Source organism: Paenibacillus terreus (assembly GCF_042138595.1).
GTDB lineage: Bacteria > Bacillota > Bacilli > Paenibacillales > Paenibacillaceae > Paenibacillus > Paenibacillus terreus.
Genome location: NZ_JBHIRX010000001.1, coordinates 189,142 through 210,839 on the forward strand (window position 1 = coordinate 189,142; position 21,698 = coordinate 210,839).

Genomic DNA, 21,698 nt, shown 5'->3' on the forward strand with positions numbered 1-21,698 from the left:
GCTGTTTTTGCACTTCCGTTCATGTGCTCTCCGAATCATAAGAAGTGGAATTGGGCGTTATAGATGATTGGTAGAGGGGTTAGAATAAGGGGTACACTGCCTTTATCGGAAATTTTTTCTTGTTTGTTTAGAGCAATGGTGTAAAAAAGAGGAAGAAGTAATACCCCTCTACCAAATAAGCAGAGGGGTGATTGATATGGACTATGGTTAATCCTGTAAAGAACCATGAAGCCTTAACTCGGCTATATTCCCGAACCATGAGCCTGAATTGTAAATGCGGATATACCGGTATGGTGCTGTGTCGTTTACCGTAAAGGTTTGCCATTCTTGAAGGGCGGCAGCCCCTGGCGTGAGGTTCGACCAGTTCTCGTTGTTGTTGGAGCCTTGAACCACGGCGCCTTTGATCCGGCCGTAATATTGATCCTGTCTGGCCAACATTTCGACCTTCGAAACTAGAAGCCTCTTATCCGTTTTGAAATCAAAGGTAATGTAACCTCCCGCTCCGTTGCTGCCAAGCCGGAAATCGGAATTGGTGCTTGGATTCCCGTCAAACAGATAACCCACCTGTTTCATTGTTTCAGCAGGAGTTCGATTTCCGGCTGTTGTAGGATCAATTAAATAGGTTATCTCCGTCACATTGGGTATCAACCGGGATTCATCCGCAATAAACAGATTGGTGCTGTCCGTCGTCAGAATCACTTCATCTCCCTCAGTTCCGTTCGCTATTAGCTTGTAATTGATCGAGAAGCGAACCTTCCTATCCCCGGCATCGGGGCTGACGGTCCATTGTGCCGTCCAGTGGATATTATCCTCAGTAACAGCAGCAGCTTCCTGTCCTTGCATCAAGACCTTCACATCCCGAATCGGTTCGACCGCTTCAAAATCCAGCTTCACCGTATCGCCCGCTGCAATCCGGTTTTTCAGACTTTGGTCCGAGCTGATCGACACAGAGCTCATTTTGCTGATTATTTCGTGCCGCTGACCATAGATCCGCAATTCGCTGATTTCGAACATCGTGCTTTGCGGCTCAATGATGGCCAGCTTGAAGAAACGGAACGGGGTGTCTTTATAATCATCCTTCAGGGCGAGCCGTTGTTTCTCTTCGCTGCGAACGGTCATTTGATCCGTCAACCGTGTCCAGTTGTCTCCATCATTCGAGCCGAACACGGCAAGACCGGCGATGCGCTCGGGGAAGCTCCTTCTACCCTGGATCTCGAAAGCTTGCGCCGTAATTTTAAATCTGCTGCCGAAATCAAGGGTATGGTATTGATCCGGTGCCAAGCCATAAGCGACATAGCTGTTGTCATTATCGTCCGTAATGCTGGGGAGGTAATTACCGAAGGAAGAGGCAGGTACCATCTTGCCAAAGTCAAGGCTTCCATCGGGCAAAGCTTTGTTTAGAGGCTCCAAGCCTGCTACTGCCGTATGAAGGGTTTGCAATTTGGCGTAAAACACTGCATCCGTATCCGTCTCAATATATTTGATAGCGTCAGCGTAAGCATTGGTGTATGTCGCAAGGGAAGCCGACACATAGCTCTCATCCGGATCATATCCGGTGGTGGCTGCGGCAACGGCAGCAGCGCGATCAGCCTCTACCTCAATCTTTACATGCTTCGTGGATACCGACGTTTCATCGCTGGCTACAACGATAAAGGAGCTTGTTCCGGTATGCGTGGGGGTCCAGGTGAAAGCGCCGCTGCTGCTGTCCAATACAGCTCCCGCAGGACCATCCGCCATTTCATAGGTGACGATGTCCGAGGCGTTCGAATCCGCAGCCGCAAAATCCGCATGGATCGTTCCTCCTGCAAAAGCGAACAGATTCAGTGCCGACGGACCGGATTTAAATACAGGAGCGGATAACCCGCTGCCCGCCTGGACATGGAAATGATCCAGGTCCACCCTGGTGCCGTTACCCTTTACCTTCATATACATAAGGCTGTAGTTTTCATCGATCTGTGCGTAGGGAACCGTGTTGATGGACATATCAAAGGTAACGTATCTCCATTGTCCCTTTGTATCCGGAAGCGTAATCGTATGAAAGGGGATGGAGTTCCTTTCTTTACTAAGCTCAAGGGTGGCAGTCCCGTTGGTCCTGATTTTCAAACCGATGAGCTTGGGGGAGGTTCGCTGGCCGAAGGAAAGATTCAAAGGCACAATGGTGCTTCCCTCATCTGTTGCCGTGACTTCCACATAAGTAATGGTCCCTTCCTGCCTGGTTGCCGAATGGCTGTCAAGCGCCGTGTACCGGTCTTCGATATCTGCCAAAGCATCACTTGTCATTTCCTTGGGCAGATATTTGGCTCCCTCCGCTGCGGCTTCCTGCGGAATGTACAGCCAGAAATCCCCGCCACCGTCCGGGCTTTCCCAGGCTTGTGAGAGTCTCCCCTGATAATAATAATTGGACGGAATACGTTTCGTGAACGCTTCATAGAAGTAGGGTGCCTTCTCTGAGAGATCGACTCCTTTACTATAAGTATAATAGTAGTAAATATCCCAAAACTGGGCGGTGTTCATCCGGCCTCTGTAAAAATCGGATATGACCCGGTAAATGCCCAGGGGGCTGCCGTTCTCATCCATGGTGTAAACTACCGGGGTCCATGGGGTATCATATCCCAGCATGTATTGCCAAAAGTAATTGGCTGCTGTAAGAACACGGTGATCAAGAAATTCAAAAATATCCACCGCATCCGGAGCGCTTGAGGCCGTGCCTGCCACCGGGTCTACCCTAGTGCCCTGGGCCAGAAGCATCCGCGAAATAATTGCTGCATTCGTAATGTCTCCGGCGCCGTGAGCTTGATCTCTGCCCATTTCCACATGCTGAACGACTGGTGTCTCCAGCTTTTCTCCCGTGACAGCGTTGGAATCAACCAGGCGGAACAGCTGTTTAATGGAACCGTTAATGCCTTGATCTTTCGCCGTTTTGTTCACGGTAAACCATTCTACGGCTTCTTCGTATCGATCTCTGTTGTCTGTGAAAATATAACCCGCCATGGCTCCCAGCAGGGGGTAAGTGTGTTGGTTCATGAAGTGATTATTATCGTGAAGAAACGTTTCCGTCACCGGAATAATGAGATGGTTGGTGAAATTGGCCGTATCCTCGTCCGTCCACTTCAAGGCCTCCGTTCGGGAGCTCGTATACCGTAATATTTCCGCCGCTGTTACCATCCGGTTCAGCGGAATGCCTGTATGGATGTGAGCGTCAGTAAAATAAACGTATTTGGCAGGATCCATCTGGGACCAAATGCGAATGATGTGCATGGCGTTAGCCCGATAGGTTTCATCGCCGGTAATATAATACAGCAGTGCTTGTGTATACGCTTTCAATCCATCGGATATAAAACGCGAGTTAAAACCCTGACTGTCAAACGCATCACTTGCCGGTTTCGTTGGCTGCAAGGGATCCTGATTGCTGGAAGTAACCGTTTTGGAGGCTGTTGAGGAAACAAGCATGGCCTTATAATACGAATACCACGGTTCCTGCTTCGCCATGATCTGTGCCCGCATGTTTTCAAGAATGTACTTGGTCACCCCGATGCCCGGATGAAGAAATCCGTTGCTGCTTGTTTCCGTAATCTCTACCGTATCGGTTGCGCTCGGTGGCTCCTCTGCAGATACCGAGGCAGACGCTGGCAACCAGGGGATACACACAGCTGCAAAAATGAATGCAATAAATACGGCTGTCATCCGCCACCTCAGGCATGATTGGTACAGTCTGTACGTTCGCTTCAGAAAAATCTCCTCCTTTTTCTGTATAGTCAAGAAACACAATAGCAGAATCGCGAAGGGCAGGTATGCCGGTTTTTTAAGCGAAATATGCATTCTTTTTTGGATTTAGCGTCAGGACACAGAGGATCGACACAGGTTCCAGTTTTGTCATACAGCATTTGTCGTTATAATCGTAATCAAATAAAGGCAATGTTTATATTGCGGGTAAGCAGGAAGGAGCATGCTATGGAAAACATTAAATTATTGCTTGCAGACGATGAACCCGTCATATTGCGCGGACTGAAAAAACTGATATCCTGGGAAGAGCTTGGATTTGCCATCGTAGGTGAAGCCAATGATGGCCGGGAGCTCCGCGATCTGATCCGTGTACATGAACCGCAGCTAATCATCAGCGATATCAGCATGCCGGATGGCAACGGGATTGATATTATTGCAGAGTTGAATGAACAAGGGTACGATGCCAAGGTGATTTTTATCAGCGCCTTTCAGGAATTCGGCTATGCCCGTCAAGCTTTACAGCTGGGAGCGCTGGATTACCTGGTAAAACCTATAAATAAAAATCAGCTCGAAAAAGTGGCAGGAAAAGCAGCATCTATCATCCGGGAAGAATCCGACGGCGAGCGAAATAAAGAAATGCTGAGTTATTACGAAAAAAAGAACCGTTCCGCCACAATAGAACAGCTGCTAAACGGGTTGCTGGACGGAGACAGGAAGACACTCACTGAGCTTTCGCAAATGGGAGTCCTTGCAATAAGCCGCTTTACCACTGTATGTGTGCTGGAAATCGATGAAAATATCAATAGCTCGCAGTGGGAGGAACGGGAACGAAATCTGGTCAATTTTGCACTGTCCAATATCATTAGGGAGGCATTGGAGCAGGAACGGAGCACAGGCAACGGGTTGCTGGTTCAGAAAGAAGCAGGCTTTGCCATTCTTATTCAGCATGAAGAAAAAGAATATCCGCTTCAACTGGCGAATGATCTTCACCGTAAGATCAACGATTATTTAAAGCTGAGTGTTTCATGCGGCATAGGACAAAGCATGCCAGACATTGAAGAAGCGGCTGAATCTTATCGTTCTGCACTGAAAGCGCTTAACAGAAAATATTTCGAGGGGTTAAATCAGGTCATTTTGTATGAGGATCAGCGCACAAGGAACAACCCGGGGAATACATCCATTGCAGAGCTCCAGGCAGATTTGGTAAAAGCGTTAACCGCCCGGCAGAAGGAACTGCTGCAGCCACTGACAAGGCAGCTGCTTGAGCAAATCCGGATTCAAGCCGGAGATAACCGGAATCTGGCGGTAACGGGGGTTTACAATTCAATCCTGACCATCAATCGGGAGTTTGAGAAGATATGGGGTGGGATGGAGTCCATTCGTACTGACCAAGGCGCCCTGCTGGAAAAGCTGGCTGCATGTCCTTCCTATGCGGATGTTGCCCACACGTTTGAAAAGATTGTATCGGAAATGCTGCAGCATCCTGTGAGCAAGCTGTCAGGCAAAGAACGCGCGTTGTTATCGAGAACCAAAGCGTATATTGAAGACCATTATGCCAGTAATATCACACTGGAATCCATGGCTGCCCTTGTCTATATGAATCCCTACTATTTCAGCAGCTTCTTTAAGAAGCATACCGGGCAAAATTTTAAAAACTATGTCACCGAGGTGCGGATGAGGCATGCGCTTAAGCTGCTGCTTGAGTCGGATCTTATGGTCTATGAAATTGCCGACCGTGTAGGCTATAACCATGTAAGGCACTTCAGCGATATGTTCAAGAAAAGATTTGGCAAGGTACCGCAGGAGTACCGGCAATCCATCCGCCGGCATCAATCATAATCAACGAAGAAGGTGCTCCCTTCATGCGCTTCTGGAGATTGTTGACGAAAAGCATATTCGTAAAATTTGCCGCTTCTTTTATTTTGGTGGGTCTTATCCCGCTTTTTACTCTAAGCTATTTTTCCGTACAAATATTCTCGGGTTATGTAGAACGATATACGACGAGCAACCTGCAGCAAATGGTTATGTATATGAGCTATAATCTGAATTCAGCATTTCAGCAGTACAACGATATTTCAAAGCTCATGTATAACGTACGTTACGAAGGATTATCCGAAGATATAAAGCAAAATCAGACGTTTAATGTGAATGAACTGGAGCAGATCAATGCGACTCCCATCGATTCGTTCCTGAAGACCATCGTTTTTAGTGACAATTATATTACCGGCGCCTATTTTGTCCGGGCCGCAGACGGGCGTATCTATTACCAGGAACGAGAGAATAGAGGGATTAGAAGCGAACTGCTCCCGATCCGGGAATGGAGAGACGAAATGAGCAGCCATCCTTCGCAGGCGGCCATTTTTCCGACGCATCAAGATTCATATTTTACCGGGTCCAAGCGGGAGGTTTTTACGCTTGCACGCAATCTGATTGATACTTCAGGACGGCTTACCCGGGAACCCAAGGTGGTCGGCACTCTGTTTCTCGACATTGATACGGTCATGTTCAATCAATTTCTGAACGAGCTCTACCTCGGAGACCGGGACGAGCTGGTTTTGATCGATGGCCAGGACCATATTTATTTCAGCAACCAGGGGAACAGGACGAAGGATGAATTTTTATCGGGCAGCAAGGATAACGAGATGCTGGTGCTGAGTGAAGACATTCCTTTTGTCAACGGTCAGCTAATCGCGATGATTCATCGCGCAGGGCTGTTCGAGCAGCTTTTGTCCGCCCGGGCCACCGTATATATTGCGATTCTCATTTGTTCAGTGGCTTTGATTGTCATGGGAGCATGGTTCTCGCGCCGGCTCGCTGCGCCGATCCGCAAGCTGATTCAGCAAATGGCAGTGGTGGAGTCCGGAAGGCTGGACAGCATGCTTGCGGTCAACAGCAACGATGAAATAGGCAGGCTGACCCAAGGCTTTAACCGGATGGTCGAGCGTCTGCGGGTGCATATTGATGAAGCTTATGTGGCCCAGATCAAGCAAAAGCAAACCGAGCTGAATGCGCTAAAGAGCCAGATCAGACCTCACTATTTGTACAACACTCTTGAAGTAATCCGGATGAATGCGGTGGATAAAGAGGCGGATGAGGTTGCAGATATGATTCATTCCTTATCCAATCAATTGAAATATGTCATTGATTACGGAGAAGAACGGGTAAGTCTGCGCCGGGAGCTTGAGCATTTGCATGATTATTTTTATATCATTTCGGTCCGGTATGACAACAAATATATGCTCTGCTGCGATGTCGCTCCTGATGTGGAAATGGACTGGCCAATCCTGAAATTATGTCTGCAGCCGATCGTGGAAAATGCGATTCAGCACGGACTGCGCCAGAAGAAAAAGGGGACGGTTGGGATAACCGCAGAAAAGCGGGAAAAAGACCTGGCCATCACGATTTACGATGACGGCGTGGGAATGGACAGAGAGACGCTGATACGCATCAATGATTCCTTGTACGAGCCCAGCGCCCCAAGCAAGTCTATAGGTTTAAAAAATGTGCATGAAAGAATCCGGTCCATGTACGGAGAAAACTACGGTCTGTCCGTGAGCAGCCAGAAGAATATTGGAACCTCTGTGCTGCTCTGCTTTCCTATACCGGATTGAGGTCTTTACCAAGAGCGGATGATGTATCCGTTCTTTTTTCTTCTTAAATTCCCCGCATATGCGGCTTAAAAAAGTTCATACAAGCAAAAAAGCGCCAATGTTATTCTAGTTAACGAAAACGCTTACCTGTTTGGCAGAGCAGTTTCAACAGCTTTTATGAGATTAAAGGGGGGCCACAATGTGCTGAAAAAAGCGAAATTCAGGTTAACCGTACTCATGCTTGCAACAGCTATGATTTTGGGGGCTTGCGGTGGAAACAGCGGAGCAGGTACTGGGAAAACCGGGGCTGAACGTGGAGGGGACAAAGTAAGCTTTACCATTGGATACGCTGCCGGTGATCCGGCTGCGAAAAAAGCGATAGCCGATACCGTTAAGAGATTCATGGAAGCCAATCCGGATGTTGAAATCAAGGATCTCAGTGAAAATTCCAGCAGCTCCTATCTGGACTGGCTGAAAACGAAGGATGCGGTCGGCGAGTTTCCCGATCTTGTAGAGATGCGGGATACGGAAGTGTTTGCTGATGCGGATAAAATCGTTGAGCTGCCTTCAGACCTGCTGGATTTGTTTGATTCACCTCCGGCCGTGGAAGGCAAAGTGTGGAATGCGCCCTTGTCAATGAATGCGCCGCAAGGCATCATTTACAGCAAAAAAGCCTATGCGGATGCTGGCATCACCGAGCTGCCCAAAACGTATGGCGAGTTTATCGCCATCCAGGAAAAATTAAAGGCTTCCGGTATAACACCGATTGTAGTTGGCGGGAAAGATATTTTCCATATGGGATTTTGGGTAAACAAATTCCTGATAGATGAGGTGTACACGAAGGACCCGGACTGGAATTCCAAGAAGACGGCCAAAGAGGTCAGCTTTACAGACGCCAATGTCGTACAGGCGATGACGGATTATAAAGAGCTGTTCCAAAATTATGTGGACAAAGGCTGGCTCAGCACACCTGACAATCAAACGGTTTCTTTCCTGATCTCAGGCAAAGCCGCTCAACTCTATTCCGGAACCTGGATGTTCTCACAAATCGAAGAGGCCGATCCAAGCTTTGAATACGGCTTTTATGCAGTGCCTGACCGTGCGGGCAAAGTGAATATTATAGGGCTTCCATCACCTGCCGGATGGTCTTTATCCGCCGAAGCGGCCAAGGATCCGGAGAAAACGGAAGCGATCAAAAAATTCATTCGTTTCTTCTTCGAGCCGGAGCAATACTCGCAGTATCTGGCGAGCATCAACGGAATTCCGTCAACGAAAGAGAAAGTTACGTATAAAACCGGGGAAGCCATGCAAGCGGCTCTCGCTTTGATGAACGACCCGAATGTTACGAAATCCTTGGCTATTAATAACTGGTGGGGAGAGAATCTGATCCCGCCTCAGTTCCGCAACTGGTTCTATAAAAAGCTGCAGGAGATGGTCGTGAGCGACGGGGATGTCAAGACTTATATGCAGCAGGTGGATGCGGAATATGACAATCAGGTGAAGGCAAATTCGATGTAAAAATAAAACCTTTGGAGGAACCCGCGCCCAGAGTCCAAGGCGGTTCCTCTTTTTAAGGAAGGAGTGGATTGAATGGGAACGCCCGCATCATCTGCAGGGAAGCACATTGCAGCAGCAGTTCGTCGAAAAAAGAAAAAGCAGCATCCTTTTGCAGTCGTATTTATACTTCCGTCATTAATCCTGTATACCTTGTTTGTGATTGTCCCTACTCTTGGCAGCGTGTATCTCAGCTTTACATCCTGGGATGGAATAAGCGAAGATATAAGGTTTATTGGCTTCGCCAACTTTGTTGAGATATGGAACAGTCCCCGGGTTCATAATGCGCTGAAGAACACACTGATCATGACCGTAAGTCTAGTCATATTGGAAAACATAGCGGCTATTGCCATGGCTCTGATGGTTGACAAGGTGAAGTGGCTCAAGAATCTATTTCGCAGCATATTTTACTTTCCCACTTTGCTGAGCGGGATTGTGATGGGTTTCGTGTGGGCGATGATCCTGAATTATAATTTTGGCGTTGTCAATCAAATCCTGAATACCATCGGACTCGGAAGCTGGGCGGTGGATTGGTTGGGGGATCCCAAATACGCCATGCTGTCCGTCATCCTGTCCACGGTCTGGAAAGGCGCAGGCTACTACATGATCATCTATCTGGCTGGACTGCAGGGAATCCCGGCGGAGCTGTCCGAAGCGGCAAGCATCGATGGGGCGAATGGCTGGCAGCAGTTCCGTTATGTTACCTTTCCGCTGCTTGCAGGCTCCTTGACCGTATGTATGGTGCTCTCCATGATCAGCGCGTTGAAAATATTCGATCAAATTGCTGTCATGACGGACGGAGGACCGGGCTTCGCGACAGAAACGCTAACTTATATTATTTATAAGGTTGGTTTTGGCGAATTGAGGCAGGGCTTCGGTACAGCACTTGCGATGGTATTGTTTGTTATCATCCTGATCATCACCATTATTCAAGTGAAAATTCTCCGCAAGAGGGAGGTGCAGTATTGATATGAGCATGCAGACACGCAAAAAAACAGGTGAAGCGATTCTGTTCACGGTGACTTTGCTGGTGGCGGTTGTGTTCTTTTTCCCGATTCTGTTTAACCTGATGTCTGCATTTAAAAGCAATGGTGAGATTATGCGCGATGCTCTGTCGTTTCCGACCTCACTGTATCTGGAAAATTTCAAATATTTGTTGACTGAGACCGAGTTCCCGCGTGCAATCATCAACAGTCTGATCTTGACGATCGTTTCGATCGTCATGCAAATTCTCATTATTCCGATGGCAGGTTATGCGATCGAAAGAAGAAATGCCAAATGGACTCATTTCGTTTTTCTTTACTTCCTTGCCGGCATGATGATTCCTTTCCAGGCTTACATGATCCCATTGTTCAAAGAGCTTAAAATGCTTGGGCTTTACGGCAGTCTGGCAGGGCCGGTTGTTGTGTATATTGCAGGCGCAGTTGGCTTCGGATGCTTGCTCTACACAAGCTTTGTCAAAGGCATTCCCAAGGAAATTGAAGAGGCGGCCGAGATTGACGGCTGTAGCCGGTACACGATTTTCTGGAGAATTGTGTTTCCGCTGCTCGGACCGGTTACGGCCAGTATGGTCGTGTTGAACGGGTTGGGCATCTGGAATGATTTTCTGCTGCCGATGCTCGCGCTTCCGTCTGGGGAGCCCAAAACGATGGTCGTAGAAATTTACCGGTACATCGGGGAATTTTCATCGAGATGGGATATGATTTTTGCGGGAACGGCCTTGTCCGTTGTTCCTGTGCTTATTGCTTTTGTTTTTATGCAAAAATACTTTGTTAAGGGAATCTCGTCAGGGGCGACGAAAGGATAAAGTGGGTTACCCCACCATCATTTTAGAGAAGAAAGAAGAGGCGAATCCATGCTTACTTTTGACAGAAAAACCGCTTGGGTAGACGAGGTCGTGGACAAAATTACCGCCAAGATGGACTGGGTCAGCGAAAAATCAAAAAACAAAATCCCGTATACGACCATCGCAGGGGAGCATGATGACCGGTCACTCTATAATCCTTCCAATACGGAAGCGGACGGCATCAGCTGGTGGACCAACGGTTTCTGGGGCGGGATGATGTGGCAGATGTATCATGCAACAGGCAATCCGAAATACAAGGACGTCGCCGAAATCTCCGAGCAGAAGCTGGATGCCTGCTTTCAGGACTATTATGGTCTGCATCATGATGTAGGCTTTATGTGGCTGCCCACCAGTGTGGCCAGCTTTAAACTGACCGGCAACCCGGAATCCCGCAAACGGGCAATGCATGCGGCTAATCTGCTCGCAGGCCGCTACAATCCGGCAGGGGAATTCATCCGTGCGTGGAACGATCTGGATGGCGAAGATACGAGAGGCTGGGCCATCATTGACTGCATGCTTAATATCCCGCTCTTGTACTGGGCTTCTGCAGAAACAGGCGATCCCCGTTTCCGGCAGATTGCGGAGAAGCATGCCGATACAACCATGAATGCTTTTGTCAGACCTGATGGCTCCGTCAACCATATCGTTGAATTTGATCCGTTTGCAGGCGAAGTGGTCAAAACCTATGGCGGGCAAGGATACGAGGAAGGCTCCTCATGGACGCGGGGGCAAAGCTGGGCATTGTATGGCTTTATGATGAGCTATAACCATACAGGGAAGGAAGAATATCTGTATACGGCCAAGCGGGTCGCCCATTATTTTATCGCTAACATTCCCGGAAACGGAATAATTCCGGTCGATTTCAGGCAGCCCAAGGAGCCGGCATTGGAGGATTCAACAGCTGCGGCCGTTGCCGCCTGCGGTTTGATTGAGATTGCCAAGAGAGTAAGCCCTCATGAGAAGGATCTGTATCTGGGAGCTGCGATCAAGCTTCTGCAGACACTGGATCAGACACGTACCGACTGGACGACAGGCTGCGACTGCATTCTTAAGAACGGCTCTGCCGCCTATCATGCCGGCACCCACCATCAATCCATCATTTACGGAGATTATTTTTTCATAGAAGCTATGCTCAAGCTTAAGGGCAACGATTTATATATTTGGTAATTGTATTGTGCGCAATGGAGGGCTGCGATAATTTGGGATTTGACTTTAATTGAATGATCGTTTATTATTCAGACATGAGATATAAAGACAAAAATAAAAACGAAGCCATTTTTCAGGCAACCATTCAGCTTTTGAACGAGATCGGTTTTTCCGAAATTTCCATGTCGAAAATCGCCAAACGTGCTCAGGTATCGCCAGGAACGATCTATGTTTATTTTGAGAACAAGGAGGATATGCTGAGGAAGCTGTTTTTGAATGTCGAGCAAAAGATCAGTTCGAGTATGTTCGAAGGGCTCCATCATCCATTGCCGGTCAAGGCAAGATTTGAACTGATCATGAGCAACTATATTGAATTCATTCTTAACCATAAAGATGAATTCCTCTTTTATGAACAATTTTGCAATTCACCGCTACTCGAGAATTTGTATCTTGAAGACTCCAGTTTGATGTTCCAGCCTTTTTATAAATTGATTGAGGAAGGCAAGGAGCAGAAGCTGCTTAAAGATTATGATACCATGCTGCTGTTAGTTTTGATTTATGCTCCTGTAACCGAACTGGCCAAGCAGTATTACAGAAGAGAATTTGAATTTAATGATAAAAATGTGAAGGACTTGATTCAATCGAGTTGGGATGCTGTCAAAGCATGAGAGTCCTTCTTTTTTTAATCATAAAATGAATGAATATTCAATTTCTATTAATTGCAAAGGGTTGTTGGTACACATGTCCGGCAAGAGAAGAGTTCAATACCAAGCATCCAGAAATTTCGTAAACGGGAAGTTTAAATATCCGGTTGAAACGCCTATTAACTACACTGCGAAGGCTTTAATCCCAATCCTGCGGGATTATATCAAAGGCAACCCTAAGATACGGCCAAAAGAAAAGCTTCCGGTTCAGCCCATAACAATACCCGCATCAAAAGAAGAAATTAACAAAGCGGGTGTTACATGGCTAGGGCACTCTACCTCTTTAATACTGCTGGATGGACATCTTTTGCTGTTAGATCCGATATTTGAGCCCTATTCCTCTCCTTTGAGGTTTGGCGGGAGACGTTATAGCGGACAGCTACCAATTGAAATTGAAGACCTTCCGCAGATTGATGCGGTGCTCATCTCACATGATCACTATGATCATCTGGATTACCGGTCTATCAGGAGATTAAAAGATAAGGTGCGAACATTTCATGTTCCCCTTGGAGTTGGCAGTCATTTGGAAAGATGGGGTGTTGCTCCTGAGAAGATTGTGGAGCTTGATTGGTGGATGGAGGCCGGGTTTGAAGGTCTGAAGTTTCGCTGTACACCAGCAAAACATTCCTCGGGACGAGGTGTTTTTAAGCAAAATACCACATTGTGGTGTTCGTGGATTATCGAAGGAAAACATACAAAGATATTTTACAGCGGGGATAGCGGCTACGGTCCTCACTTTAAAGAGATTGGTAATCGTTATGGCCCTTTTGATCTGACGTTAATCGAGGCCGGACAATACGACAACAGCGGGTGGTGGCCGCTGCATATGCAGCCCGAGGAAACCGTTCAGGCCCACATTGAGCTGCAAGGAAATATTTTACTCCCGGTGCATTGGGGTGCTTTTACATTATCTACTCATGATTGGGATGAACCAATTGAGCGTGTACTCAAGGCCGCTGCTGCCAACAACGTCGTCTTAACCACGCCACGCATAGGAGAAACCGTAGAGATTGGGGCTTCTGAAGTACCGTCGGCTCCATGGTGGAGAGATATGACTTGAAGGGGGTGATGCATAAAAAACGGGGTATCGAACGATGAGTTTATAAAAAAAATCTAACACAATTATAGGAGGCATATATGAAATATTATTTCTTAGGTAAAAGCGGATTACGCGTTTCGGAGCTTGCTCTTGGCACTATGACTTTCGGTACAGATTGGGGATGGGGCGCAGGCACGGATGAAGCCCAGAAAATGCTGGACATTTATCTCGACCGGGGCGGAAATTTTGTCGATACGGCCAGTGGATACACGAACGGAAGCTCGGAAAAAATGCTGGGTGAAATTCTGGGCGAACGTCGTAATCGCATCGTGCTTGCCACGAAATATACGATGAATACGCGCCAAGGTGACCCTAATGCAGGCGGAAATCACAGAAAAAGCATGATCCGCTCCGTTGAAGCAAGTTTGTCGCGAATGAAAACAGATTATATCGACCTGCTGTATTTGCACTCCTGGGACAACACGACGCCGGTTGAGGAAGTGCTGCGGGCTATGGATGATCTGGTACGAGCGGGCAAGGTGCTTTATGTAGGAATATCGGATACACCGGCCTGGCAGATTTCGCGGATGCAGACGATCGCCGACCTGAGAGGGTGGTCTCCTCTGGTCGCTCTGCAAAATGAACACAGTCTGATCGAGCGAACGTCGGAAAGAGAGCTCACTCCGATGGCTCAGGAGATGGGGCTTGGGGTTGTTGCCTGGTCACCTCTGGCCAACGGTCTTTTGACAGGAAAATATTCAAGAGAAGATTTGCAGCAGCAAAGCAAGGAATCCGAAGGCTGGAGCTCGCGGGTAACCATGATGGCTAACCATGGCATGCTGAATGAACGCGTATTTAATATTGTGGATGAAGTCAAAAAAGTAGCAGATGAAGCGAATGCTCCGGCAGCGCATGTTGCGCTGGCATGGCTGAGAGCACAATCGTCCGTTACATCCATTTTGCTGGGGGCAAGCAAAGTCGGACAGCTTGAAAGCAATTTGGATATGCTTGATTTGCAGCTTACGGAGGAACAACTGCAAAGGCTCGACGCGGTAAGCGCGATTGAGCTCGGGTTTCCACATAAATACTTAAATGACCCAGCAAATCTGTGGGGAGTCTTTGGTGGCGTAGCTGTCGAGCGCCGCTAAGGTAAATCTATAACACCTTCAAGTGATTGTCGCCATGTCGATAGATATGGAGATGAGCTTGGAGGTGTTTTTTTTAATAACGGCTAAATATATATTAATTACAAAAATGCTGTATCACTCAGGTCATATGATTAAAAGTGCTGTAATAAAGTCCCGGCAAACGGGATGAGAGGGCATACCAGAGCTTTGCAGCAAAGATCATGGCACTTCCGGGTACTCTGGTGCTCGTAAGCTGTGCCTTGATTCGGCAATGACGAACGAGATCAAGCTTGCAACTTTCACAAGTATATTTACAAAAAATATGTTTGAAAGCGTTGACATAATAACGAAATAGCTTTATACTCCGCAATAGATACAAAAATAATGTAATTAAACAATATTATTGTCTGTATCTATGAAGCTACTTCAAAGGGGAGATTCGCATGAAAAAGAAGATTGGATGGCTCGCATTGACACTGCTGCTTTCGTTCTCATTGGTTTTAAGCGGATGCGGTGGAAGTGGCGGCAGCGGCGGAAGCAGTGAGCAGGGGGGCGGCGATTCGTCCGGTGACGGAAAAGTGACCCTGTCCTTCTGGACGCTGTTTGACGGCGGCGACGGTCAGAATATGCAGGCGATGGTCGATGAATTTAACAAGACTCACCCGGATATCGTCGTGAAGAATACGAAGCTGGCCTGGGGCGAGTATTATACAAAGCTGGTTACCGCTGTAGGCAACGGGACTGGACCGGACGTCGGCATCTCCCATACCTCCAGGCTGCCCGACCTGATTAACCAAGGGGTTGTAACGGAGCTGGATACCCCGGGAGCCGAGGCTGGTGTGGACTGGAACACCTACAATCAGAATCTCTTGAATGCGGTTACGGTAGACGGACAGCATTACGCCGTACCGATCGATACACATCCTTTTATTATGTACTACAACAAAAAACTGCTTAAAGATGCGGGTTTGCTTGGCGAGGACGGGAAACCGGTGTTTGAGCAATCGGCGGACGGTTTTGTGACCTTCCTCAAGACGTTGAAGGAGAAACTTCCTGCCAAGGTTACGCCGTTTGCGTTGTCCAATACCAACGATGACCCATTCCGTTTATGGTGGGCTTTGTATTCGCAATTGGGCGGTAATGACGTGATTTCAGATGATTTGAAGTCGGCAGCCATTGATAAAGAAAAGGGCATTAAGGCGGCTGATTATGTGCAGAAGCTGTTCACGGAAGGTTATATCAAGAAAAACGATCCGGACTTTTATAAAAACTTCCAGAGCGGCACGGCAGCGATCATGATGACGGGCGTGTGGGCAACAGGCACCTGGGAAGCAACAAAAGGGCTTGAGTTCGGTGCCATGCCGATTCCGAAAATTTTCGATCAGGAAGCGACTTGGGGAGATTCCCATACGATTATTTTGCCGCTGACCCAGAATGAGGACCCTGCCAAACGCAAGGCAGCCATGATTTTTGCCGATTGGGTTGCCGAGAATGGCCAGATCTGGGCTAAAGCCGGACATATTCCATCCAAGCCTTCTGTACTGGAAAAACAGGAGTATAAGGATATGCCTTACCGCAGCGATTACGCCGAGGTTGCGAGCGTCGTTAAATTCAGCAAGCAGTCCACGAAAAACTGGCAAATTCGCGATAATGCAGAATTCAAATTTTTGAATGAAGTATGGACCAATAAAATGACTCCGGCGGAAGCAATGGACAAAATGGAGACAGCCATTCAGCAAATTCTGAATGAGTAGTGCCAAAAGAGGGACGCTTATGAAAATCAAAAAATGGAGAGCGGATGTTCAGGCACTGGTATTTTTGCTTCCCTTTCTGATCATATACGGATTGTTTACCATTTGGCCAATGCTTAAAGGCGTTGAAATGACCTTTTACAAATGGACGCTGATCCGAAAAATGAGTTTTGTCGGACTCGACAACTTCCGTAAGGTGCTGCAGGACAGAGAGGTGTGGGAGGCGCTCTGGCATTCAACCTTTTTCGTCATTTTAAGCACGCCGACCATGATTGTATTGGCCTTGCTGCTGGCTCTGATCGCCAACCGGAAATCATTTTTGCAAAAGTTCTACCGCATCATCTTTTTTATACCAAGCGTGCTTTCTGTTGCCGTTGCGGCTTACCTGGGGCTGTTTGTATTCCAGCCCTATACCGGGCTTGTGAATTCAACGCTGCATGTCATCGGCTTATTGCCCGAGAATGCCGAAATTTTCTGGCTGACGGAAACGGGGCTGGCCTGGGTCGTCATTACGGTGGTCACCCTGTGGTGGACGGTCGGGTTTAACTTTATTTTGTATCTGTCCGCCATGCAGGAAATACCGGATGAAATTTACGAAGCGGCCAGGCTGGACGGGGCGAGCGATGCCCAAATCTTTTGGCGCATCACCCTTCCGTACCTGACTCCGCTGACCAAAACAATTACGATGCTGCAAATCATTGCTTCATTCAAGGTCTTTATGCAAATTTATGTCATCACAGGCGGCGGTCCGCTGGATCAGACACGTCCGATCATCCAGTTAATTTACCAGACCGGATTTAAAAACAACAATCTCAGTTATGCAGCCACCATGTCCTATATTTTGTTTGTCATTCTGCTGGTGCTGTCTGCGCTGCAATACTGGATTAATAACCGGAAAGGAGCGGAAGGCTGATGAAATGGCTGTATCGTATAGGCTCCCTGCTCATTGCGCTCATGTTTGCGGCTCCGCTCGTCTGGATGCTGGTCGTGTCTGTCAAGGAAGAGGGCATGAAGATCATCACCGTGCTGGACTGGTTCAAGCCGCCGTATTCACTGGCTGTTTATCAGGAGGTATTGCTGACCACAAAGCTGTCCCAGTGGATCGTCAACAGCTTGCTGGTTGCCGTGGTGGTCACGGTGCTGACGGTGATTTTCGCCGCCATGGCGGGTTTTGCCCTGTCCAAGGTGCCGTTTCGCTACCGCACGTTCATGTTCTTCTTCATCCTGGGCGGGCTGCTCATTCCCGGAGAAGCAACCATTATTCCGCTTTATCAGGTAGCCAAGGATTTGCATCTGCTGAACTCATACAGCGGGCTCATTATTCCGGCGCTGGCCTCTCCGGTGGCTGTAATTGTGCTTAAAAGCTTTTTCGATGGCATACCCAATGACCTGCTGGAGAGCGTGCAAATGGACGGCGGCGGCATCTGGAGAATTTTTATGAACATTATGCTGCCTCTGACCCGTCCGGCCATGGCTTCCATGGCGATTCTGACCTTTATCGGCTCGTGGAACAACTTTCTGTGGCCGTTTCTTTCCATCACGGACGACAACTTGTTTACACTGCCGATGGGCATTCCCACACTGATGGGCCAATACTCGGAGGATTACGTCAAACCGATGGTCATCAATGCGGTGGCTTCCGTGCCGATCATCATCTTGTTTATCATCTTCGAAAAGCAGATCGTAAAAGGTATCAGCATGTCCGGCATCAAGGGATGACCGGCAGATGTTAAATATATCAAGGGGATAGGTGGAAACCGTATGACTACAAAAGCTTATATCAAAGATTATCCGAGGCCGCAATTTGTGCGCAAGCAATGGCTGGATTTGAACGGGGAATGGGACTTTTGCTTCGATGATGAAAGGATTGGGGAAAAGGAGCAATGGTTCAACGATTTTCCGGAAGGGCAAAAAATTATTGTCCCATTTACCTATGAGACAAAAGCGAGCGGGATTGGAGTTGAGGACTTCCATTCCCTTGTCTGGTACCGCAGAAGTGTAGTGATTCCACAGGAGGCGGCAGGGAAAAGAACGATTCTGCACTTTCAGGGCGTGGATTATAAAGCAAAATGCTGGGTGAACGGTGTGCTTGCCGGCGAGCATGAAGGTGCTTATGCTGCTTTTTCGTTTGATATTACGCCTTTTATCAAGTACGGGGCGGAAAACCATCTCGTGCTTGAAGTGGAGGACAGTCAGAGCTGTACGCAGCCGCGGGGAAAACAGCGCTGGGTGGATCAGAATTTTGAATGCTTTTATGTGCAGAGCACGGGGATCTGGAAAAGTGTGTGGCTGGAGCATGTGAATGAAGCAAGAATTGAAGCGGTCAAAATGACACCCGATATCGACCGCCATATGATCCGCTTTGACTTTCAGCTCAAGGGCATCGAAGGCAAGAACAATCTGCGTCTGGAAGCAGCCATTGAGCTGAAGGGACAGCCTGTGAGAACGGTCAGCCTGTCTGCCGACAGGTCCTGGATCACGGTGGAGGTCAATGTACTCCACGAGGCCGGCGGCCCATGGAAGCAGAGTCTGTGGTCGCCGGGCTCGCCAAACCTGTACGATGTGGAGTTTGCTCTGTATGAGGGCGAGCAGGAGTGCGACCGGGTGTATTCTTATTTCGGCATGCGGAAAATATCGATTGAGAACGGACAGATTCTGCTGAATAACGCTCCGCTCTATCAGCGGCTGATTCTGGATCAGGGATATTGGCCGGACAGCCATCTGACTCCTCCGTCCGAGGAAGCGCTTATTGAGGACATCGATAAAACGGCCGCGATGGGCTACAACGGGGTCCGCAAGCATATGAAGCTGGAAGATTCGCGCTTTTTATATTGGTGTGATGTGAAGGGCATGCTGGTCTGGTCGGAAATGGCGGCTACCTTCGAGTTTAACGATGATGCAGTCAGCCGTTTTACGAGAGAATGGCTGGAGATTGTGCCGCAGCAGTACAATCATCCGAGCATTATCACCTGGGTGCCGTTTAATGAATCATGGGGCTTGCAGAGGATTGAGCATGATGTCATGCAGCAGCAGTTTACAGAAGGCATCTATCATCTTACGAAAGCATTCGATCCGTATCGCCCGGTCGTTACCAATGACGGATGGGAGCATACAGTCTCGGATATTTTGACCCTGCACGATTATGTGGAGAAGGGTGAAGAGTTCCTGGAGCGGTATCAGGACAAGGAGGGCATCGTAAACAACGAAATCTCCTTTAACAAATGGAAACGCGCGTTTGCGGAAGGATACGCCTATCGGGGACAGCCGATTATTATCAGCGAATTCGGAGGCATTGCGTTCCGCACGGATAAGGGCTGGGGATACGGGAACCAGGTGGATTCCGAGGAAGCCTTTATCAATCGGTTCCGCGCCATTACCGAAGCGATTAAGGCCACTCCTTATATCGCGGGTTATTGCTACACACAGATCACCGATGTGCAGCAGGAGGTCAACGGGCTGCTGACGGAAGACCGTCAGCCGAAGGTGCCGCTTGAAGTGATCCGGGAGATCAATCTGGCTTAAGGCAGTTATTGATTCACAGATTTTTTGGAGTGGAGGAAGAATATGTTCACAAGTGCGTCCTGGGAGGGCGAATATCAAGGGGAAAAAGCGGTTTGGTTGCGCTACGGTCCTTACGAGGCCGTCATGCTTCCGGAGATCGGCGGCAATCTGGTCGCATTTCGCAACAATGAACTGCAGTGTCGCTTCCTGCATGAACCGGCTCCGGAAGAGATGGAAGCGTTCAAGGCAAGGCCCATGATCCACGGCATCCCGGTGCTGTTCCCGCCGAACCGCTATGAGGACGGGCGGTTTGCCTGGAATGGGCGCACACTGCAGTTGCCTGTCAATGAAGAGGCTACCGGCAACCATCTGCACGGCTTTCTGTATAACATTCCTTGGACTGTGGATGAGTATGGGCAGACCGGACAGGAAAGCTATGTATCCGTTTCGGTCACCGTTGATGAAGGTCACCCGGTATATGCCGTCTTTCCTTTCCGCTTCAGCATCACCTTGCGTTATTCGCTCAGCAGCGACGGTCTTATGCAGCATGTGAGGGTCCGCAATCATGGCAGCACCGTGATGCCCTGCCTGCTTGCATTTCATACGTCCGTGAATGCACCGTTTGCCGCGGAGGGTTCGGCCAGGGATTACAAGCTGAAGCTGACCATCGGGCAGAGATGGGAGCTGGATGACCGTATGCTGCCGACGACACGGTACCAGCCCTTTGTGCCGGAGGAAGAACAGATGCGTGATGGAGGGGTCTATCCTTTCTTTGCCGAAATGGATAACCATTACACAGCCGTGCCGCAAAACGGGCGCAACCGGATGGAGCTGCACGATACGGTGCGGGGAATTACGCTCATCTATGATGTTGGGACCTCCTATAAACAATGGATGATCTGGAACAATGGCGCACAGGAGGGCTTCTTCTGTCCGGAGCCCCAGACCAATCTGGTGAATGGCCCCAACCTTGATGTGCGGGCTGAAGAAGTAGGAGTATTCAGTCTGCAGCCAGGGGAGATCTGGGAAGAGAGCAGCAGATTTTATGTGCGAAGAACAGTTCAGGACTAAGGATGAACATTCGTATGCCGTACCAGTTTTACACTTACAGAGCAAGAGTACTTCGCACTGAACGCGGAAGGTCAAGTCGTGCGGCTGATTACCGGCTTTGCTTGCCTGAGTGATTAGGAGAGAATAACACCGGATGATCGCATGATTTAAAAAGGGGCTGTCCCAAAAATCATTAATGGGACAGTCCCTTTCTTTTGCTCGTTATTCACAATTTTAAGCTTAAAGTCCGTACCTAGGGCAAAACTATCCGGTTAAATTAAGGCTCAAAACCGAGATCAGTGCTTGACAAAATAAATTATGACTTTGGCTCTGAGGCGGCTGTCTTTAGCGTTCGTGTCTTGGTATCCCTGCATGCTGCTTTGCACGATTATCCCTTTTGTTCAGGGGGGAGAGGGTGGGGGGATCACGGTCCTTTCATTTTTCCCCGGTGTCTTGCCCCCTTCCTCCCGTCAGGTCTGCTTCACTTCTCCTAAACCTTCTTCTCACAAACCTACTATCTAACGATCTCGAACATGTATGCTTCTCCCAAACATATTTTCTTCTCCTGAATTTATCGTCCTCTCTGCTTCCGGATCAAACGGGATAATCGTGCAAAGCGTCCGGACAGCGGATGTTGATCTGCTTTCAACGCCCTTCCGATATTTCT

15 protein-coding genes are annotated in these 21,698 nt (G+C 48.4%); 14 read left to right on the forward strand and 1 reads right to left on the reverse strand.

Annotated elements, in window-relative coordinates; translation table 11 throughout:
- Window positions 1-207: 207 nt before the first annotated feature.
- Window positions 208-3,684: a discoidin domain-containing protein gene (locus ACE5KN_RS00900; RefSeq protein WP_375533015.1), complete on the reverse strand. Its 3,477-nt coding sequence runs from the start codon at window positions 3,682-3,684 to the stop codon at window positions 208-210.
- A gap of 267 nt (window positions 3,685-3,951) precedes the next feature.
- Between ACE5KN_RS00900 and ACE5KN_RS00905 the strand changes: the two genes are divergently transcribed.
- The 14 genes from ACE5KN_RS00905 to ACE5KN_RS00970 all read left to right on the forward strand — a co-directional run bounded on the left by ACE5KN_RS00905 (window position 3,952) and on the right by ACE5KN_RS00970 (window position 21,052).
- A complete protein-coding gene (locus ACE5KN_RS00905) occupies window positions 3,952-5,562 on the forward strand; it encodes a response regulator (RefSeq protein ID WP_375525073.1) in 1,611 nt (536 codons plus the stop codon).
- 23 nt (window positions 5,563-5,585) lie between these two features.
- Window positions 5,586-7,334: a cache domain-containing sensor histidine kinase gene (locus ACE5KN_RS00910; protein WP_375533016.1), complete on the forward strand. Its 1,749-nt coding sequence runs from the start codon at window positions 5,586-5,588 to the stop codon at window positions 7,332-7,334.
- Window positions 7,335-7,514: 180 nt separating this feature from the next.
- Window positions 7,515-8,831, forward strand: a complete 1,317-nt coding sequence (locus tag ACE5KN_RS00915) for an ABC transporter substrate-binding protein (protein ID WP_375525075.1) — start codon at window positions 7,515-7,517, stop codon at window positions 8,829-8,831.
- Window positions 8,832-8,903: 72 nt separating this feature from the next.
- The gene (locus ACE5KN_RS00920) at window positions 8,904-9,836 is read left to right on the forward strand and encodes a carbohydrate ABC transporter permease (RefSeq protein ID WP_375525076.1); all 933 of its coding nucleotides are present in this window, start codon (window positions 8,904-8,906) and stop codon (window positions 9,834-9,836) included.
- A gap of 1 nt (window position 9,837) precedes the next feature.
- The gene (locus ACE5KN_RS00925; RefSeq protein WP_375525077.1) at window positions 9,838-10,674 is read left to right on the forward strand and encodes a carbohydrate ABC transporter permease; all 837 of its coding nucleotides are present in this window, start codon (window positions 9,838-9,840) and stop codon (window positions 10,672-10,674) included.
- Between the two features lie 48 nt (window positions 10,675-10,722).
- Window positions 10,723-11,880 (forward strand): glycoside hydrolase family 88 protein, encoded by a 1,158-nt coding sequence (locus ACE5KN_RS00930; RefSeq protein ID WP_375525078.1) that lies wholly within the window; start codon window positions 10,723-10,725, stop codon window positions 11,878-11,880.
- Between the two features lie 74 nt (window positions 11,881-11,954).
- Entirely contained in the window at window positions 11,955-12,527 is a 573-nt protein-coding gene (locus tag ACE5KN_RS00935; protein ID WP_375533017.1) for a TetR/AcrR family transcriptional regulator, read from the forward strand.
- Between the two features lie 73 nt (window positions 12,528-12,600).
- Window positions 12,601-13,623, forward strand: coding sequence for an MBL fold metallo-hydrolase (locus ACE5KN_RS00940; RefSeq protein WP_375525130.1), 1,023 nt, complete (start codon window positions 12,601-12,603; stop codon window positions 13,621-13,623).
- Window positions 13,624-13,700: 77 nt separating this feature from the next.
- Window positions 13,701-14,750 (forward strand): aldo/keto reductase, encoded by a 1,050-nt coding sequence (locus ACE5KN_RS00945; RefSeq protein WP_375525080.1) that lies wholly within the window; start codon window positions 13,701-13,703, stop codon window positions 14,748-14,750.
- 422 nt (window positions 14,751-15,172) lie between these two features.
- Window positions 15,173-16,483: an ABC transporter substrate-binding protein gene (locus tag ACE5KN_RS00950; RefSeq protein ID WP_375525081.1), complete on the forward strand. Its 1,311-nt coding sequence runs from the start codon at window positions 15,173-15,175 to the stop codon at window positions 16,481-16,483.
- Window positions 16,484-16,502: 19 nt separating this feature from the next.
- Window positions 16,503-17,393, forward strand: a complete 891-nt coding sequence (locus ACE5KN_RS00955) for a carbohydrate ABC transporter permease (protein ID WP_375525082.1) — start codon at window positions 16,503-16,505, stop codon at window positions 17,391-17,393.
- Entirely contained in the window at window positions 17,393-18,199 is an 807-nt protein-coding gene (locus ACE5KN_RS00960; protein ID WP_375525083.1) for a carbohydrate ABC transporter permease, read from the forward strand. Before ACE5KN_RS00955 ends, ACE5KN_RS00960 begins: the two co-directional genes overlap by 1 nt.
- Window positions 18,200-18,241: 42 nt before the next feature.
- Window positions 18,242-20,002, forward strand: coding sequence for a glycoside hydrolase family 2 protein (locus ACE5KN_RS00965; RefSeq protein WP_375525084.1), 1,761 nt, complete (start codon window positions 18,242-18,244; stop codon window positions 20,000-20,002).
- Between the two features lie 42 nt (window positions 20,003-20,044).
- Window positions 20,045-21,052, forward strand: a complete 1,008-nt coding sequence (locus ACE5KN_RS00970; protein ID WP_375525085.1) for an aldose 1-epimerase — start codon at window positions 20,045-20,047, stop codon at window positions 21,050-21,052.
- Window positions 21,053-21,698 lie beyond the last annotated feature (646 nt).